At 69.7% G+C, this 16,643-nt stretch carries 14 protein-coding genes and 3 tRNA genes; 7 read left to right on the forward strand and 10 right to left on the reverse strand.

Features of this window, described 5'->3' with window-relative positions; all coding sequences use genetic code 11:
* Both ACWD6P_RS15465 and ACWD6P_RS15470 read right to left on the reverse strand, forming a co-directional pair.
* The coding region (locus ACWD6P_RS15465) for a PAS domain-containing protein (RefSeq protein WP_451444586.1) at positions 1-2,683 on the reverse strand (2,683 nt) is incomplete at its 3' end.
* 191 nt (positions 2,684-2,874) lie between these two features.
* Positions 2,875-3,318: an SSI family serine proteinase inhibitor gene (locus ACWD6P_RS15470; protein WP_451444677.1), complete on the reverse strand. Its 444-nt coding sequence runs from the start codon at positions 3,316-3,318 to the stop codon at positions 2,875-2,877.
* A 537-nt stretch (positions 3,319-3,855) separates the two neighbouring features.
* Between ACWD6P_RS15470 and ACWD6P_RS15475 the strand changes: the two genes are divergently transcribed.
* Positions 3,856-3,946: transfer RNA gene (locus tag ACWD6P_RS15475), tRNA-Ser, on the forward strand.
* Positions 3,947-4,439: 493 nt separating this feature from the next.
* Positions 4,440-4,512: transfer RNA gene (locus ACWD6P_RS15480), tRNA-Arg, on the forward strand.
* Between the two features lie 80 nt (positions 4,513-4,592).
* Here the strand turns inward: ACWD6P_RS15480 and ACWD6P_RS15485 are convergent.
* The 6 genes from ACWD6P_RS15485 to ACWD6P_RS15510 all read right to left on the reverse strand — a co-directional run bounded on the left by ACWD6P_RS15485 (position 4,593) and on the right by ACWD6P_RS15510 (position 10,454).
* Positions 4,593-5,876 (reverse strand): tyrosine-type recombinase/integrase, encoded by a 1,284-nt coding sequence (locus ACWD6P_RS15485; RefSeq protein ID WP_451444587.1) that lies wholly within the window; start codon positions 5,874-5,876, stop codon positions 4,593-4,595.
* Positions 5,876-6,073 carry a helix-turn-helix domain-containing protein gene (locus ACWD6P_RS15490; RefSeq protein WP_451444588.1) on the reverse strand — a complete coding sequence of 66 codons (198 nt, stop codon included), beginning with the start codon at positions 6,071-6,073 and terminating at the stop codon, positions 5,876-5,878. Before ACWD6P_RS15490 ends, ACWD6P_RS15485 begins: the two co-directional genes overlap by 1 nt.
* A 52-nt stretch (positions 6,074-6,125) precedes the next feature.
* Entirely contained in the window at positions 6,126-7,427 is a 1,302-nt protein-coding gene (locus tag ACWD6P_RS15495; RefSeq protein ID WP_451444678.1) for a DNA primase family protein, read from the reverse strand.
* A gap of 81 nt (positions 7,428-7,508) precedes the next feature.
* Positions 7,509-8,114, reverse strand: a complete 606-nt coding sequence (locus ACWD6P_RS15500; RefSeq protein WP_451444589.1) for a hypothetical protein — start codon at positions 8,112-8,114, stop codon at positions 7,509-7,511.
* The gene (locus ACWD6P_RS15505; RefSeq protein WP_451444590.1) at positions 8,114-9,145 is read right to left on the reverse strand and encodes a ParA family protein; all 1,032 of its coding nucleotides are present in this window, start codon (positions 9,143-9,145) and stop codon (positions 8,114-8,116) included. Before ACWD6P_RS15505 ends, ACWD6P_RS15500 begins: the two co-directional genes overlap by 1 nt.
* Before the next feature lie 925 nt (positions 9,146-10,070).
* Positions 10,071-10,454, reverse strand: coding sequence for a DUF5958 family protein (locus ACWD6P_RS15510; RefSeq protein ID WP_451444591.1), 384 nt, complete (start codon positions 10,452-10,454; stop codon positions 10,071-10,073).
* Positions 10,455-10,573: 119 nt separating this feature from the next.
* Here ACWD6P_RS15510 and ACWD6P_RS15515 point away from each other — a divergent pair.
* Positions 10,574-10,647, forward strand: a tRNA-Met gene (locus tag ACWD6P_RS15515).
* Between the two features lie 146 nt (positions 10,648-10,793).
* On the opposite strand, the gene ACWD6P_RS15520 is transcribed toward ACWD6P_RS15515, so the two are convergent.
* Entirely contained in the window at positions 10,794-11,585 is a 792-nt protein-coding gene (locus ACWD6P_RS15520; protein WP_451444592.1) for an NAD(P)H-dependent oxidoreductase, read from the reverse strand.
* Between the two features lie 72 nt (positions 11,586-11,657).
* On the opposite strand from ACWD6P_RS15520, the gene ACWD6P_RS15525 reads away from it, so the two are divergent.
* From ACWD6P_RS15525 to ACWD6P_RS15535, 3 genes are all read left to right on the forward strand, one after another.
* A complete protein-coding gene (locus ACWD6P_RS15525; RefSeq protein WP_451444593.1) occupies positions 11,658-12,752 on the forward strand; it encodes a GlxA family transcriptional regulator in 1,095 nt (364 codons plus the stop codon).
* Between the two features lie 228 nt (positions 12,753-12,980).
* Positions 12,981-13,853, forward strand: a complete 873-nt coding sequence (locus ACWD6P_RS15530; protein ID WP_451444594.1) for a DUF2797 domain-containing protein — start codon at positions 12,981-12,983, stop codon at positions 13,851-13,853.
* 110 nt (positions 13,854-13,963) lie between these two features.
* Complete coding sequence (locus tag ACWD6P_RS15535; protein WP_451444595.1) at positions 13,964-14,854, forward strand: amidohydrolase family protein; 891 nt, start codon at positions 13,964-13,966, stop codon at positions 14,852-14,854.
* Here ACWD6P_RS15535 and ACWD6P_RS15540 read toward each other — a convergent pair.
* Entirely contained in the window at positions 14,844-15,389 is a 546-nt protein-coding gene (locus ACWD6P_RS15540) for an NADPH-dependent FMN reductase (protein ID WP_451444596.1), read from the reverse strand. The genes ACWD6P_RS15535 and ACWD6P_RS15540 overlap by 11 nt on opposite strands.
* Positions 15,390-15,834: 445 nt before the next feature.
* On the opposite strand from ACWD6P_RS15540, the gene ACWD6P_RS15545 reads away from it, so the two are divergent.
* Positions 15,835-16,536, forward strand: a complete 702-nt coding sequence (locus ACWD6P_RS15545) for a response regulator transcription factor (RefSeq protein WP_451444679.1) — start codon at positions 15,835-15,837, stop codon at positions 16,534-16,536.
* The last annotated feature ends 107 nt before the right edge of the window (positions 16,537-16,643 follow it).

The raw sequence follows: 16,643 nt of genomic DNA on the forward strand, positions 1-16,643 counted from the left end.
CCAAGACGGACATCGCCGAGGCGGTCCGCTTCGACGAGGCGGAGTTCCGCGCCAACGTCGAGCGGATCAACCCCGGCGTGGCGCCGTCCTGCGCGGCGGCCGCCTGCGCGGGCACGTGGCCGGCGGCCGCGGGCAGCGCCGGCAGCGCGGACTGCGCCGGCTGCGGGGTCTGGTCCGCCGCGGCAGGAGGCAGCGCGAAGGCCGTACGCGCACCGCCCGACTGCTGGGCACCGGCAGCCGCGGCCTGCGGGGTGCGCTCGGGCGCCTCGGCCAGCGCCCGGCGCGCCCGTCGGCCGCTCGGCTGGACGGGGCCCAGGCCCTGCGGCTGCCCCGCGAGCTGCGCCTGGCCGGGCGCGTGGGCCTGGCCGGGGATGTGCGCCGAGGGATGGGCCGGGGCCTGGCCCTGCGGCGGAACCGGAGCGACCTGCCCCGCAACGGCGGGCTGCGGCTGCCCGGGACCCGAGGCGGGACCCGGCGCCGAGGGGCCGGCACCGGCCGGAGCCCCCGTCGGCCCGTTGGCCGGAGCACCCGTCGCCGGCTCCTGAGGACCGGCTGGACCGGCTGGACCGGCTGCCGGACGGCCCGGCTGCTGCCCGGACGCCTGGCCCGCGCCGGCCGGGAGCGCGGGCAGCCCGCCGCCCTCCGGCGCGCCCTGCCGGGCCCGACGCCGCCCGGTAGGCGGTACGGCCTCGGCCCCCGCCATACCCGGCGGCAGCCCCCTGCCGTCCGTGCCCGCCGCCGCACCGCCGTCCTGCGGCCGCGCCTGCGGGCCCCGTTCGTCGCCCTGCGCACCCTCACCGGCTCCGTCATGGGCCTCGTGCCCACCACCGGTGCCGGGGCCGCCGTCCGCCGCCGTCGTGGACGACGCCGCGTCCTGCTCGGCACCCGGGCGCCGGGCCCGCCGACGACCGGTCGGCTGCGCCCCACCGCCCTCCGTACCGGGACCGCCCGCGCCACCGGCCACCGGCCGGCCGGCACCCGCCGCCAGGCCGTGCTCGGCACCCTCCGCACGCTCGCCCGCGGCCGCCTGGCCGCCGTCCGCCGCATCCCCCTGCGTGCCGCGCGCACGGGCCGCCGGTACCGGCATCACCGTCGTCTCATTGCCGACCGGCCCGACCACCCCGTCGGCCTGGTCCGCGCCGGCCGCCGCCGTGCCGTCCGCCGCCACCGGCAGCTCCAACACATACGCGCTGCCGCCCGCACCGCCACCCGGCGCCCCCGGAATGTCGTGCGTCTGCATCAGCCCGCCGTGCTGCCGCACGATCCCGCGCACGATCGGCTCATGGACCGGGTCGCCGCCGCCGAACGGCCCGCGCACCTCGATCCGTACGACGTCGCCGCGCTTGGCCGCCGCCACCACGATCGTCGAGTCGCCGGGGATCGCCCCCGTACGCCCGCCCGCGCCGGGTGCACCCGCACCGGCCGGCATCCGGCCCGTGGAGTCCACCCCCGCGACGTCCGCGATCAGATGCGACAGTGCCTGCGCGATCCGCTCCGCGTCGACCGTCGCCTCTATCGGCGGCGCGTGCACCGCGAACTGCGCCCGACCGGGCCCGATCAGCTCGACCGCACCCTCCACGCCCGCCGCCACCACCGCGTCCAGCGACACCTTGGTGCGGTTGAGCTTCTCCCGGCCCGAATCCAGCCGCTGGTAGCTCAGCACGTTGTCCACCAGCGTCGTCATCCGGGCGTGACCGGCCGCGAGGTGGTGCAGGATCTGGTTCGCCTCGGGCCACAGCTGGCCGGCCGGATCGGACGCGAGCGTGCCCAGCTCGCCCTTCAGCTCCTCCAGCGGACCGCGCAGCGCCTGCTCCAGCACGGCCAGCAGCTGCGCGTGCCGCGCCGCCAGCGCGTCGAGGGCGCGCCGGTCGGTGAACGTCATCACCGCGCCGACCAGCTGTTCGCCGTCCCGCACCGGCGCCGTCGTCAGATCGACGGCCACCGCCCGCCCGTCCTTCGCCCACAGCGCCTGCCCCCGCACCCGGTGCTTGCGCCCGGACTTGAGCGTGTCGGCCAGCGGCGTGTCCTCCCACGGCAGCGCCGACCCGTCCGCCCGCGAGTGATGAATGAGCGGATGCAGCTCCTTGCCGCCCAGCTCACTCGCCCGGTAGCCCAGAATCTGCGCGGCCGACGGATTGACGAGAACGACCTTCCCCTCCGCATCGACCCCGACCACACCCTCGGCCGCAGCCCGCAGGATCATCTCGGTCTGCCGCTGCTGGCGGGCCAGCTCGGTCTCGGTGTCCAGCGTCCCGGTCAGATCCCGCACGACGAGCATCAGCAGCTCGTCGCCCGTGTAGCCGTTGCGGTGATCGGCGTAGGCGGCCTCGAAGGCGCTCTCGTACGGGGTGCGCCCGTCCTCCAGATTGGCGCTGGTCACCTCGACCAGCAGCTCGGTCCCGTCCGTCCGCCGCGCGACCATCCGCGTCGGCTTCGTCCGGCCCCCCTCGCTCTCCTCGTCCCGGCGCCGCATGGAGCCCGGAATGCGCTTGGAGTCGAAGGACGGCAGCAGATCGAGCAGCCCGCGCCCCACCAGGGCCGTACCCGGCGCCTCGAAGGTCTCCAGCGCGATGGTGTTGGCGTTGACCACCGTGCCGTTGCAGTTGACCAGCAGCAGGGCGTCGGGGAGGGCGTCGAGTATGGCTGCGAGGCGAGCAGCGCCTCGGGATGGCCTGCTGCTCACGAGACGCTTCCCTCCTGTTACCGCACCGTGCCGACCCGCCGGGACGGATCGCTGAGATGGAGTCTACGGGCACTTGCCCGCGACGCGGAGGCGGATGACGAGGAGGCAATGCCACGCCGGTGCGCGTCTCACCGCACGCCCGACATGTGCCCCTCGTCCTGACCTGGCGCGCTACTACGGCACGAAACGGGTCACAAAGTCGTCCGGGGCAGCACGGGTTCAAAGCGGCTCCAGCGGCTGATCTCACATCCGTCGGTGCGCTTGAACTCGGCGTCGACGGGACGCCCCGCCCAGATCCCGATGACACGCGCGGTGGCCGGCCCGCCGTACATCATCGTGCACTGCGCATCCCTCGGCACGGGCGCGAACGGGTCCTTGCCCCACTTCGTCATCTGGTCCAGCTTGTCGCAGGCGCCCTTGGCATCGGCGTGGTTGCCGCGCCCGGGGTGGCAGTACAGCTCGAACGTGCCATCGGTGTCGGCCGACCCGGAGTTGCGCACGGCAATGGTGAGGTGGTCCCCGGGCGCGTGCGCGCGCGCCGCCTGACGACCGCCGTGCCCGACGGGCCCGTGCTGATCCACCACCCCGTAGTCACCGATGGCATCGGGAACCCCGGTGAGGTCGCTGACCTTCATGGCCTTCGCGATCTTCGTGAACTTGGTGATCTTGGTGAGCCTGGCGAGGTCGGAGACGTTGCCCGTGTCCGTGGCGACGGTGCCCCCGAGAAGCCCCGGACGACTTCCCGACCCGTGGCGACCATGCCCCGCCCCCGCCCCCGCCCCCGCCTTCGCCCCCACCACGCCGTCTTCGGCCCGGTGGTGCGGCAGCGGGATCGGGGCGGCCGACGCGGCGGGCGACACCAGGGCCAGCGCGGCGGTGGCGGCGGTGGTGGCCGCGGCGAGGAGATACGGGGTCCGGCGGTGCAGCATCACAGGCTCCAGAGAGGCGAGTGCGAGGCGGTACGCGGTACGTACACGCCGGGGGCGCACGACACGCGTGTCGCCACGGCCCCACACTCCCTAACGCGTCGCCGCCCCCGACGTTGCGCCGCAGGAACGTCTTTGCCGGGTGGCCCGCGCGCCTAGTACCGTAGGGGGCGATTGGTGACAGCCCTTGTAGCTGTGCCATCATCTGGACACACCACAGCGTGCATGCGCGCGTGTGGGGTGCGTGGAGGCGTCGCCTAGTCCGGTCTATGGCGCCGCACTGCTAATGCGGTTTGGGGCTTACCCCCCATCGAGGGTTCAAATCCCTCCGCCTCCGCTCTCCTTCGTTCAGGCCCCGGTCACTCCGACCGGGGCCTGAACGCTTTTTGTGCGGGGTGCGTGGGCGTGCCTGGGGCGTGCGTGGCCTGCGTGGGTGTGCGTGGGGCGTGTGTGAGGGGTGCGTAGGGGCTCAGGGCTGGAAGTGGGGAACCGGCGGAGGGCACCGAAACCGGCGGAGGCTGCGGAGGCCGGCGGAGGTCACCGAAACCGGCAGGGGGCGCGGAGACCGCAGAGGACGCGGAGACCGACAGAGGCCGACCGAGCCCCAAAGTGACCCGCAAGCGACCCCGCAAGCGACTCGCAAGTGGCCCGCGTCACAGCAGGCGTAGAACTCGCCCTTCCCCCGGCCCCGGCAGCTCCCCGGATTCCCGCCCCCGAGGGCATTTCCGCAGGTCAGAGCCGCTACGCCTAATGGATTTCGCCTCACGCCGCAGGTCATGTAATGTTGTTCCCGCAACGCCGACCGGCAAGAAAAACCGCCGGAAAGCCAAGCGCTCGTAGCTTAACGGATAGAGCATCTGACTACGGATCAGAAGGTTGCAGGTTCGAATCCTGCCGAGCGCACACAGGTCAAAGGCCCCCTGGACATCGTCCAGGGGGCCTTTGACATCAGCGGGTGACATCAACGCGGGGGTCGGTCTCCGTCACGCGGCCGGCGCGCACCCCGGACCGCCCTCCTCGTCCTCGGTCGGCTCGTCAACCCCCAGGGCGTCGTCCATCCGGTCGGCCGCCGCCTTGAGAGTGGTCTGCATCACGTGCGCGTAGGTGTCCAGCGTCATCGTGATGGTGCTGTGGCCGAGTGTCTCCATGATCGTGCGGGCGTCGACGCCCTGGGCCAGCAGCAGTGAGGCGCAGGTGTGCCGGAGGTCGTGCACCCGTACGCGCCGCACCTTGGCGTCCCGGCAGAGGATCGTGAGCATGCGGTTGAGGCTGCGTGGGTCCGTCGCCCGGCCGGTGGCCGTGGTGAAGACCAGGCCGCTCGGGTGCCCGGGGACCGGCTGCCATTTGGCGCCGGCCACCTTCCGCTCCTGCTCCTGCTGCGCCTGGTGGTCGATGAGGGCGGCTACGCACTTCCGGGGCAGCGACACCGTCCGGAGCGACCGAGCCGTTTTCGGCGTGCCAAAGAGCAGCTCGCGCTTGATGCGCTGGAGATTGCGACGGACCCGGAGCTGGCCGGCCGCCAGATCGATGTCCGACCAGCTGAGCCCGAGGGCTTCTCCGCGGCGCAGGCCGGTGGAGATGAGCAACAGCCACAGGGCGTAGAGGCGGTGGTTGCGGGCCGTCCTGAGCAGGATTTTCGCCTCTGCGGCGTCCAACGGGCGTACCTCCTGGCGTTCGATGCTGGGCGTCTCCACGATCCGGGCGACGTTGCGGGCGACGAGTTCTTCACGGACGGCCTGCTGGAGCGCGGACCGGAGTACGGCATGGACGTACTGGACGGTGCGTGCCGACGGCCGCCGCTTGCAGCACTTGTTCACGGCGCAGCACGTCCGGTCTTCCTTGGCGCGTGCGGCGTCGACGCCTCGCAGGCAGCAGAGGCAGCCGCCCTTGAACTCCGCCAGGAACAACCGGATGTCGGTAGGGGAGAGGCGGTTGAGCTTCTTCTTGCCGAGGGCGGGTTTGATGTAAAGCCGCGAAAGGCCCTCATAGCTGTTGAGCGTCGCGGGCTTGAGGCGGGCGGGCGCGATGGCGGCGAGCCAGTAGGTGAGGAAGTCGCCGAACGGTATGGCGGACGTGGCGGCCGGGATGCCCTGCCGGGTCTTCTCCTGGAGTTCGATGAGCTTGCCGCCCACCTCCTCGCGCGTCTTGCCGTAGACGAACTTCCGCACTCGTGTGCCGTCGGGCCGGTAAACGTACGCGGCTGCCTGATAGCGGCCGTCGGTGCGCTTCGTGATCGTGCCTTCTCCGTTGGCGCGCCTCTTCGCCATCAGGCAGCCTCCTCAAGCTTGTTGTGGATGTAGGTGCGGAGTGCGTCGAGGGGAATGCGGCGGGTGCGGCCCTCGGTGAAGCTCGGCAGGGTGCCGGAGCGGATCAGGTCGTAGACCTTGCTGCGGCTGAGCCGCAGGGCCGCCATCACCTCCGGTACGGTGACGGCGGTGGGCATCTCGGGCAAGGCGATGCTCACGGGGTGCCCCCTTAGGGGAGGGGCCGATATGGCGGCCCCTCCCGGTCGCGGTTCAGCGGCAGTCGCGGCAGTGCGGGTTTCCGTACGGGCCGTACCGGACGGTGGGGGTCTGGCAGCGGACACGGGGGCCGACGTTGGGCCCGGAGATGCCGACGGGTTGGGCGTCGTCCTGTTGAGTCCGCAATGCGTTGGGTCGCGTCTCATCGCGACTCAAGGTCGGTTCGATGGTGCTGAGTCGCGTTGAGTCCCGGCCCGGGTGACTGTGGGGCGAGTTGATCAGCGTGATGCCCGTGTAGGTCGGCACCTGCTTGCCGGTGTCGTTGCGGGGGCGGGTACGCCGCAGCTGCGGGACGACGGACTGGAGGTTGCGGCCGAACATCTGCTTCGTGCCGACGCTGCGTACGCCGTTGTCCTCGGCCCAGTCCTTCCAGACAGCCCACAGGGCGTCGACGGTCACGTCTACGGCCGGGCCGGTCTGGCAGCACTCGCGGACGAAAGCCGAGGTGGGCGAGGCCGTGTCCTGCATGGTCGTGACCGCCTCCCGTGAGGAGGGCGGTTCGGTGATGCGGCCCTTCTCCTCGAGGCGGGCCAGTCTGTCGAGGGCCCAATTGAGGATGCCGGGCATCTCGGCGGCGAGCTTGTCCGTGAGATCGGTGTCTTCCTTGCCGAGCCCGGAGACCGTCATGTTCAGCGCGATGAAGCGGCGGGCGATCACGCCGGAGGAGTCGCCGAAGTTCGGCAGCTCGTTGGACAGGATCATCAGGCGGGTGGGCAGCTTGCCCGTCCACGGGTCGCGGAACTTGCGGTCGATGTCGATGGTGTCTTCGCCCGAGATGGTCAGCAGGCGCTCGACGACCTGCCCGCCGTCGCGGCCGGAGAGCCGGGCGTCGGAGATGATGGCCAGCGGCTTGCCCAGCAGCGTGGAGAGCCCGAAGTTGCTGCCCAGACCGGCGAGGGTGGGGCCGGCCAGGTTGCCGCGACCCACCAGCTCGGCCATGACGCGGGCGATGGTGCCTTTGCCGGACCGGGTCGGGCCGACGATGAGCAGGATCTTCTGCTGGTCGGTGCGGCCGGAGAGCACGTAGCCGAACCACTCCTGGAGGGCGTCGATGGAAGCCTGGTCATCCGGCCAGACCTGGTGCAGGAACCGTTCCCAGTTCGGTGCGGTGGCCCGCGGGTCGTAGGAGAAGGGGACGGAGACCAGGTTGAAGAAGTCCGGTGTGAGGGGCAGGAGTTCGCGGTTGCTGACCCGTAGGAGCCCGTGGAGGCGTACGGGGTGCGGGTGCTTGATGGGCTTAATGCCGGGGGGCGCAGGTGCGGACCCGCGATGGCCGTCGGCTGTTGGGAACCTGATTTTGGAAGTGCTTGCGCGCCGGCATCCCCGCCTATATCGAGCGCCATACGGGGTGAAGGACGGCGACCAATGCGGGCCCCATCAGCAGCACGCATCCAACCTGACAACGATGCGCTCGATTGTGGAAATAGCGTCCAGTGCATCTTCTGGAGTGATTGGCGTGGTGTTGCCACCCGGCAGAGGGTCAAGATCGCATTGATGGACTATGCGATTTCGGCGACTCACAATTACTCCGAGGGCTGTTTTGTGTGCATGTGCATCGATGGGGAAGGCCTTTGACCAGATCTTCGAAATTCCCACCATCGACAAGGCCGAGCCGATGTCATCCGGACGTTGAAATGTTTCTAACCCAAGCCGCTCGGCAACATAAGTTCGAGCGCTAAGTTCGACAGCCGCGCTACCCGGGGGGCCCGCAGACATGATATTTCCGATAGCTGAGAAGCTCAAGCCAACCTTCGATGCGGCGGCGATTTTAAGGCGACCCATCAAAATGTCCACAGCTCTGTCCAACACAACGCCGTGAATGTAAGAGTCAAGGGCTGCCACTGCGTGCACTAGCGCCGACCTGAAGTGGTCCTCTCCGCCTACCAGGCCATTCGTGATAGATGACAGCGACTGGCCGATGCCGACCAGATCGCGTGCACGCTTGACTTCAATTTCGAAGTCAAATAGGCGCTTAGTGGACACTACTGGGACTGCCCTGTCAGCTGCTCGACTCGGCCGGCCAAGCTGTCAAAAGTTTCGTGGAACTTTCGAATGTTGACCTCGGTCGCCTCCCATACGCTACCGCCGCGGCCTACATCCTCTTTCGTCAGCATGAAGACCGGCTTTCGACTCTGCTGGGAGTTGGCGATCAGGGTATTGAAGTCCGGAATTGAGGCAAGGCGGTAGGGCGGCTCCTCGCCGACTCCTGAATAGGCGGCCTCGCTGAGCATCAAGTCGCTGGATCGAAGCGCAGGGACGAGTGTGTTGGTAATGGCTCCATCGAGCGCGTCGAAGTACTCTTGAAACGCAATAGTCGGTGCGCCATTTTTGAGCCTGTAACGCTGCACGATGGTGCCCATGAACTTGAGCTTGGGTCGGGGGAAAATGTAGTCCGCTTTAGCCAGTGCATCCAATTCGGCTGCCCGTTCCGCCCAGCGCATCCATTTTGGCAAAACTCGCGCTAGTGAATCCATCGCCATCACGGAGAAGACATCTGGGCTTGCAGGGACAATGAAATAGTCGGAGATGGATACGAGGTTCTGATTGATCGACCCTAGGCCCGGGCTGAGATCGAGAATCACGTAGTCTGCTTTATATTTCTCGGCGGTAATATCGAAGAGGTGGGAGAAGCTTCCGGGGAGATTCTTCAAGGCCTGAATCGATTCCGAAAGCTGCTGCGCAACTCCTAGGGACACCTCATCTTCTGCCAATCCGACGTGCCCAGGGATTAGGTACAGCCCCTCGCGTCCCTTGACGGGGACGCAATCTACAGGGACAAGAGGGCGAGGGCGAGATTGGAATGCCGGGTCGAGGGCGTCCCGGAGATTCTGGTTGGGGTGATCTGAATAGAATTGATCTAGTGCATCGACCTGAGTTAGATCGAGGACCATGCCGGTGAGATTGCATTGCGGGTCGGCGTCAACCATGATTACAGTTTTTCCGCGCTCGGCAAGCATCCAGGAAAGATTGAAGCAAGTCGTCGTCTTGCTGACGCCACCCTTGTTATTGAACATGGCGATAACTTGAGCCATTTCATTCCCCCAGCCAATCCGCACCGACACGAGCCGGGCTGCGGCTCGTGCAGGAACCGTACCGTGCGTGACGCCTCTGTGACGCCTCGTTGGCGAGATTGGTTAACGGCTGACAGTGACTGGAGATCCAGCGCCGGGGCCTGGTGGGGCGTCTGCCTGGGTTTGTTGATGAATCAGCGCACTGAGTCATGGTGCGCTGCGGTGGATCATGCGGTGGCACTTGCCATCGTGCAGGAGCAGGTAGGCGCTCGTGAGACCTGAACCCGGGTTGCCCGGCCCGGGAAGCAGGTCCCCCTCCCGGCCTGGCGAGTGGAGAGTCGCCGGTCTGCTTGGTCGGACCGACTGACATCAATCCCTGACATCAATGGTGGCGTATGTAGGGCGACTCATGTAAACGGTCAGGTGGTGAGCCACGGGCCGCAGAGGCTGCGTTTCGACCTGCGGGATACAAGCGCACCCGCCTACGGATCAGAAGGTTGCAGGTTCGAATCCTGCCGAGCGCACAGCAGGTCAAAGCCCCCGCCGGGTCATCCGGACGGGGGCTTTGTCGTGCCGTACAGCAGCGAAGTACGGCAACCGGGTCAGCCGGTGCCACCCCTCGCCTCGGAGGGCTGGCCCAGGGGTGATCGCAGCTCTTGCTTACTCGCCTCGGCGGGGGCCTCCATCGTCATCGCGGTGTGTGGTTGCCGCAGGATGCGCTGAGTGATCTTCGGTGGATCTTCAGGGCGGCCAGAAGCGAGCTGGAGGTGTGTCTGGTGTTCCGCGGCGGGGCGATCCGGAGGTTGGTCCGACGAGCCCGCGGCGCGGGCCCTGGTGAAGCGTTCAAGGCTTAAGTCCCGCACCAGAGTTGCTGGTCAGGGGTGGTCTATCGGCTACCTGTGGGGTGACGTTGCCGCCACGGCGGGTTTCAAGACTGCTCCGCGAGGTTGTGCCACTCGTGACTGCAGCTGCCGATGCAGTGCAGCGTTCGCCTGCGGGTATCGGCGATGGTGAAGAGGGCGACGAGTAGGCGAAATGACTTCGTGAGTTCGTAGGCAGGAAGTCGGTCCATTCCGAAGCGCCATTTCGTGAGCATCACTGCGGGTGTGTGAGTGGGGCGAATGCCGGAGCGCGCGATGCTCGCCGGCACATCGTCCTCCCGCGCGCGGGCCTGCCCGCAGAACAGCGCCAGTGCGTGCACGGTCTTGCGCTGGTCATCCTCCGAGAGGCCCTCGAACCACTCGACCCCCTCAGCCACAGGTCTGAGCCCTTGCGCGAGTTCGTTGAGGATCACCTCGTGTGCGTACAGCACAGCCGCTCCCTCCCCCATGCGGTCAGGCCCGACGGTACGTGTCTACGGGGGTGTCTGAGGGGGAATGGGAGAAACGATTAGGCGTTGGTGCGGGAGTCGCGTACTGTTAGGGCAACCGACGCGGGGTGGAGCAGCTCGGTAGCTCGCTGGGCTCATAACCCAGAGGTCGCAGGTTCAAATCCTGTCCCCGCTACTGATGCCGCAGGCCCAGTGGATTTACGTCCGCTGGGTCTGCGGCTTTTTTGCGTGCCCTTGCGTGCCCTTGAGTGCCCTTTGTGGGTATTTTCTGGGGCTTTTTGCGTTTTGGTGCCCTGTGGGTGTGGGGGTGGGGGTCGGGCGTCAGGTGTGTGCGGGTGGGGGTGGGGCGGTGTAGTGGGCGGCTGGGCCTGTGGGGGGCGGGGGGAGGTGGGGGTGGAGGAGGAGGTTGTCGTCGTAGTCGCCGGTGTTCTGGTGGCGGAAGGGGAGTGGGGTGGTGGTGGGGAGGGTGTGGAGGCGGTCCCGTAGGCGGGTGGTGGCTGTCGCGTAGGTGGTGGGGGTGGTGCGGTCCGCGCCCGGTATCAGGAGGGGCGGGACGACGGAGATCCCCGTGTACCAGAGGGTGCCGTGCTGGAGGGGGAAGAGGAGGTCGTTGAGGTCGCCGTTGACGCCGCGCGGGCCGAGGGTCGCGGCGCGGGCGCCGGCGGTGGTGACGACCATGGCGCGCTTGCCGGTGAGTCTGCCGTCGCCGTAGCGGCGGGGGCGGCCGGTGGCGGGGTCGGTGAGGCCGAAGGCGAAGCCCTTGATGAAGACGCGGTCGAACCAGCCCTTGAGGATGGCCGGCATTCCGTACCACCAGAGGGGGAACTGGATGATCAGCGTGTCCGCCCAGGTGAGCTTCTGCTGTTCGGAGGCGATGTCGGGACTCAAGTGGCCGTGGGTGTAGGCGTGTTCGGAGGCCTCGCCGATGTGGAGGCGGGCTGCCGGGTCGTGGTCGTAGTCGGCGGCGTCGACCACCGGGTTCCACTTCATGGCGTACAGGTCGGAGACGCGGTACTGGTGGCCGTGGGCTTCGAGGGTGCGCAGGCCCTCCGTCTTGAGGGCGCCGCTCAGGGAGCGCTGGTCGGGGTGGGCGAACAGCCAGAGGACCTTCATGGCGTCCACTGTCCGGCGGGGGCGGGGCGGCGGACGAGTGGCCGGATGGTCATAGTGTGCAAGGATCGGGCCATGGGAGCCGAATGGGTGGAGCAGGGGGCCGGTGGGCGGCGGCATCGGGTGGCGGTGCTGGTGCGGGACGGGATGCTGCCGATCGAGGTGGGGATCGTGCACCGGATCTTCGGGGAGGCCAGGTCGGCCGACGGGGAGAAGCTCTACGAGCTGGTGACGTGCGCGCTGCGGCCCGGTGAGGTGCGTACGGATACCGACTTCACGGTGAATGTCGCGCACGGTCCGGAGGCGCTGGCGGAGGCCGACACCGTGGTCGTACCGGCGTCCGGGGCGGACTACGACCTCGGGGAGGAGCGGTGTGCCGGGCTGCTGAGCGGTGCGATGGCCGAGGCGCTGCGGCTGATCCGGCCGGGGACCCGGATCGCGTCGATCTGCACGGGGGCGTTCGTGCTGGCCGCGGCCGGGCTGCTGGACGGGCGGCGGGCGACCACGCACTGGCGGTCGGTGGACGACTTCCGCCGGCTGTTCCCGGCCGTCGAGCTGGATGCGGATGTGCTGTACACGGACGAGGGGGACGTCCTGACGGCGGCCGGGGTCGCCTCGGGGATCGATCTGTGTCTGCACATGGTCCGATGTGATCACGGGGCGGCGGTGGCCAACGATGTCGCCCGGCGCACGGTCGTGCCGCCGCACCGGGAGGGCGGTCAGGCGCAGTACATCCGGCGGCCGATGCCGGAACCGCAGCTGTCCTCCACGGGGGCGGCGCGGTCCTGGGCGCTGGAAAACCTGGAGCGGCCGCTGAGCCTGCGGGAGCTGGCGGCGCGGGAGGCGATGAGCGTACGGACCTTCACCCGGCGCTTCCGGGAGGAGGTCGGGGTCTCGCCGCTGCAGTGGCTGACCCAGCAACGGATCGAGCGGGCCCGGCAGTTGCTGGAGGAGACGGATCTGACGGTGGACCGGATCGCGGCGGAGGCGGGCTTCGGGACGGCTGCCTCGCTGCGGCAGCATCTGCAGTCGGCGCTGGGGGTGTCGCCGCGGGCGTATCGGAGCACGTTTCGGGGTGCGGGTGCGGGTGCGGGTGCGGGTGTAGGTGCGGGTGTGGGTGCGGGGCCGGGTGCAGGTGCAGGTGCGGGGGGCCGTGGGTTGGTGGCGTGAGAGTGGCGCGGGTGGAGCCTGGCGGCGCGGCTGGAGCCGGCGGCGCGGGAGTCCGGTGTGGGCGGGGGCGTTGTCAGTGGGTGGTCGTACGCTGGCGATGTGTGGCGATGTACGGGACCGCGCTGGTCAGGTAGTGGGTCAGGCGGCGGGTCGGGGTCGGTGCCGGGGCCAAAGGGGCGGTTCGGGCAGCGGCTCGGTTGGTACTGCGCCGAGCGGGGCGAGGAGCGGGTGAGCATGCTTCCGGAAGGCAAGCCGCTCGCGTTCGCCGCGCTGGGGGAGCGGCGCTGCCTGGGCGTGCGGCGGGCCGGCCGCTGGATCGTGTGCCCGTATGCGGCGGTGCTCGACGGTGCGAGCGCCAGGGACCAGTGCGCGCGCTGTGCCCAGCTGGACCGTTCGCGGTCGGTGGCCGCCGACACCATGGCCGACGATCCGCGTCCGTACGGCGTCTATCTCGCGTACTTCGGCCCTGGCCTGCTCAAGGTGGGGATCACGGCCGCCGAGCGTGGTCCGGCGCGCCTGGTGGAGCAGGGCGCGGTGGCGTACGCCTGGCTGGGGCGCGGGCCCTTGATGGCGGCGCGGCGGGCGGAGGCACTGCTGGGGAGCGCGCTGGCGGTGCCCGACCGGTTCGCGAAGGCGGCCAAGCGGGCGGCGCGCGGGGCGCTGCCGCCGGTGCCGGAGCGGGCCGCCGAGCTGGCTCGACTGCATGAACGGGCAAGGGGGTTGACGGGCTGGCCGGAGGCGCTGGAGCCGGTGGAGTTCGCCTGTACGGACCATACGGAGCTGTTCGGGCTCGACCGCATTCCGGCCGGGGCGGCGGAGCTGGGCGGAATGGCGCCGGGCGCGGAGATCGTGGGCGAGGTGCTGGCCGGGGTGGGCTCGGATGTGTATCTGCGGCTGGCGGGGGAGGCGGACGCGGCCGGTGGCGGCGGTGGCGGCGGTGGGGACGTCGCGGTGCTGGATGCCTGGGTGTTGTCGGGATGGGTGCTGGGGGCGGCTTCGGGGCGGCGGACGACCGTTCCGGTCCGGGCGGCGGCGTACCGGACGGGGGCGCGGGCCGGGAGGGAGGAGGGGAAGGAGGGGGAGCAGGAGGGGCTTTTCTGATGGGGCCGCCGGTCCGATAGTTCTGATGGGGGCTGCCGGTCCGATAGTGGGGGCTTGGGGCTTGGGGCTGGGGGCTGCGAGGTGGCCGGAGCCGTGGGGAGGGGGCCTGGGTGGCGGATGGTGATGAGCGGGTCGGTGCGTTCTGGCGGGAGTTGGGGCTGCCGGGCCTGATCGATGTGCATACGCACTTCATGCCCGCACGGGTGATGGCGAAGGTCTGGGCGTACTTCGACGCCGCCGGGCCGCTGGTGGGCCGCACCTGGCCGATCGCCTACCGCGTCGAGGAGGACGAGCGGCTGGCGGTGCTGCGCGGCTTCGGCGTACGGGCGTTCACGTCGATGGTCTACCCGCACAAGCCGGGGATGGCGCAGTGGCTCAACGGCTGGGCGGCCGATTTCGCGGCTCGTACGCCGGACTGCCTGCGGACCGCGACGTTCTTCCCGGAGGACGGGGCCGGGGCGTATGTCCGGGCCGAACTGGCCGGCGGGGTCCGGGTCTTCAAGGCACATGTGCAGGTGGGGGCGTACGACCCGGCCGGTGTGCTGCTCGATCCGGTGTGGGGGGCCATAGCGGAGGCGGGGGTTCCGGTGGTGGTCCACTGCGGGTCGGGGCCCGTGCCGGGGAAGCACACCGGGCCCGAGCCGATCGCGGCGCTGCTGGCCCGCCACCCTCGACTGCGGCTGATCATCGCGCACATGGGGATGCCGGAGTACGCCGACTTCCTGGACCTCGCGCAGCGCTACGCAGGGGTGTACCTCGATACGACGATGGCCTTCACGGACTTCTCCGAGCGGGCCGCGCCCTTTCCGCCGGCGGAACGCGGCCGGCTCGCGGACCTCGGCGAACGGGTCCTGTTCGGCAGCGACTTCCCCAACATCCCCTACGGGTACGCCCATGCGCTGGAGGCGCTGACCCGGTTGGAGATGGGGGAGGAGTGGCTGCGGGGGGTTTGTTACGGGAACGCGGCGCGGCTGTTCGGGGTGCGGGCCGTCAGCGGGTGAGGGGGGCGGCGGTCGCCGCGGCCAGGTGAGCCATGGCGGTGGCCAGGTCGGCGAGGGTGGGCTCGTCCGTGACGCGTTCCGTGGCGGGGTCGATCTTCGGGCCGATGGCGGGGATTTCGCGGCAGGCAGCCGTGACGACCTCGCCGGTCATCATGCGAAGGGTCTCGCGGAGCTGGGCGTTGGCGTGGTCGCCGCCGGTGGGGAACGGGGACGCGGTGAGCACGGCTACCGGCTTGTGGACGCATTCGCCGCTGCTGACCAGCCAGTCGAGCGCGTTCTTGAGGACACCGGGGACTCCGTGCGCGTACTCGGGGCTGACGAGGAGCAGCGCGTCGGCGGCCGCGACGGCGGTGCGCAGGGCGGCGACGGGGGCGGGGGGCGTGGCGTCCTCGCCGTCCAGATCAGGGTTGAAGTGCGGCAGCGCGCCGATGTCGGCGGTGGTCGCCGGCCCGTCCCAGAGGCCGAGCGCGGAACGCAGCACCGCCCCGTTGGAGGAGCGGGCGCGCAGACTGCCGGAGAGGGCGAGGAGTCTCATGGGGCGACGGTACGGGGCGGGGCGACAGGCGCGGGACCTGGGGCGGTAAGTGGCCGTAAGGGGAGCGAATGCGCTGGTCAGAGTGATTGTCAGTGGTGGCTGCAATGCTTGGGGAGTGGTGATGGACCTGGACCGCGCGGGGGGCGGCCCAGGTCGGTCGCGGGCGGGGGCGAGGGGGAGCTAGGGGCGAGGGGTAGCTAGGGGGAGGGGAAGCGCGGGGGAAGGAAAGCGGGGGAGGGGGGACGGGAAGAGCGGGGGCAGGGCAGGGGCAGGAACGACAGGGGGAGGTGGATTCTCAGGAGATTCACAGAAAGGGGCAAGGGAGCTCTCACGGGGGCGGGACAAGCTCGCGGGCATGACCGTGATTTCGTCGTCCGCAGCGTCCCTTCGTGTGCCGGGTTCGGCCTCGTCTTCCAGGGGCGCGCCCGGGAAGCAGCCGGAGCTGTTGCGGGCCGACGGCAGCCCCGTACGGGTGCTGGTCGTGGACGATGAGTCCTCGCTCGCCGATCTGCTGTCGCTCGCGCTGCGCTACGAGGGCTGGGACATCCGCTCGGAGGGCGATGGCGCAGGCGCGCTGCGCTCCGCCCGTAGCTGGCGGCCGGATGCGGTGCTGCTCGACGTGATGCTGCCGGACATGGACGGGCTGACGCTGCTCGGGCGGCTGCGCAGGGAACTCCCGGATGTGCCGGTGCTGTTCCTGACCGCCAAGGACGCGGTCGAGGACCGGATCGCCGGGCTCACGGCGGGCGGCGACGACTACGTCACCAAGCCGTTCAGCCTGGAGGAGGTGGTGGCCCGGCTGCGGGGGCTGCTGCGCCGGGCCGGGGCGGCTGCCGCACGGAGTGAATCGCGGCTGACGGTGGGCGACCTGGTGCTCGACGAGGACAGCCACGAGGTGTGGCGGGACGGCCAGGAGATCCATCTGACGGCCACCGAGTTCGAGCTGCTGCGGTATCTGATGCGCAATCCGCGCCGGGTGCTGAGCAAGACGCAGATCCTCGACCGGGTCTGGAGCTATGACTTCGGCGGCCAGGCGAACGTCGTGGAGCTGTATATCTCGTATCTGCGGCGGAAGATCGACGCGGGGCGGACGCCGATGATTCACACCCGGCGGGGCGCGGGATATCTGATCAAGCCGGGCGGATAGGCGGGTGTCCACTTCACCGGCCTGCTGGATCACGTCATCCATGGCCGGGTCGGGCTTCAGTCCCGGGTCGGGCTTCAGTCCCGGTTCCGGTTCCGGCCCCAGCCCCG

This window comes from Streptomyces sp. NPDC002446 (genome assembly GCF_053595675.1).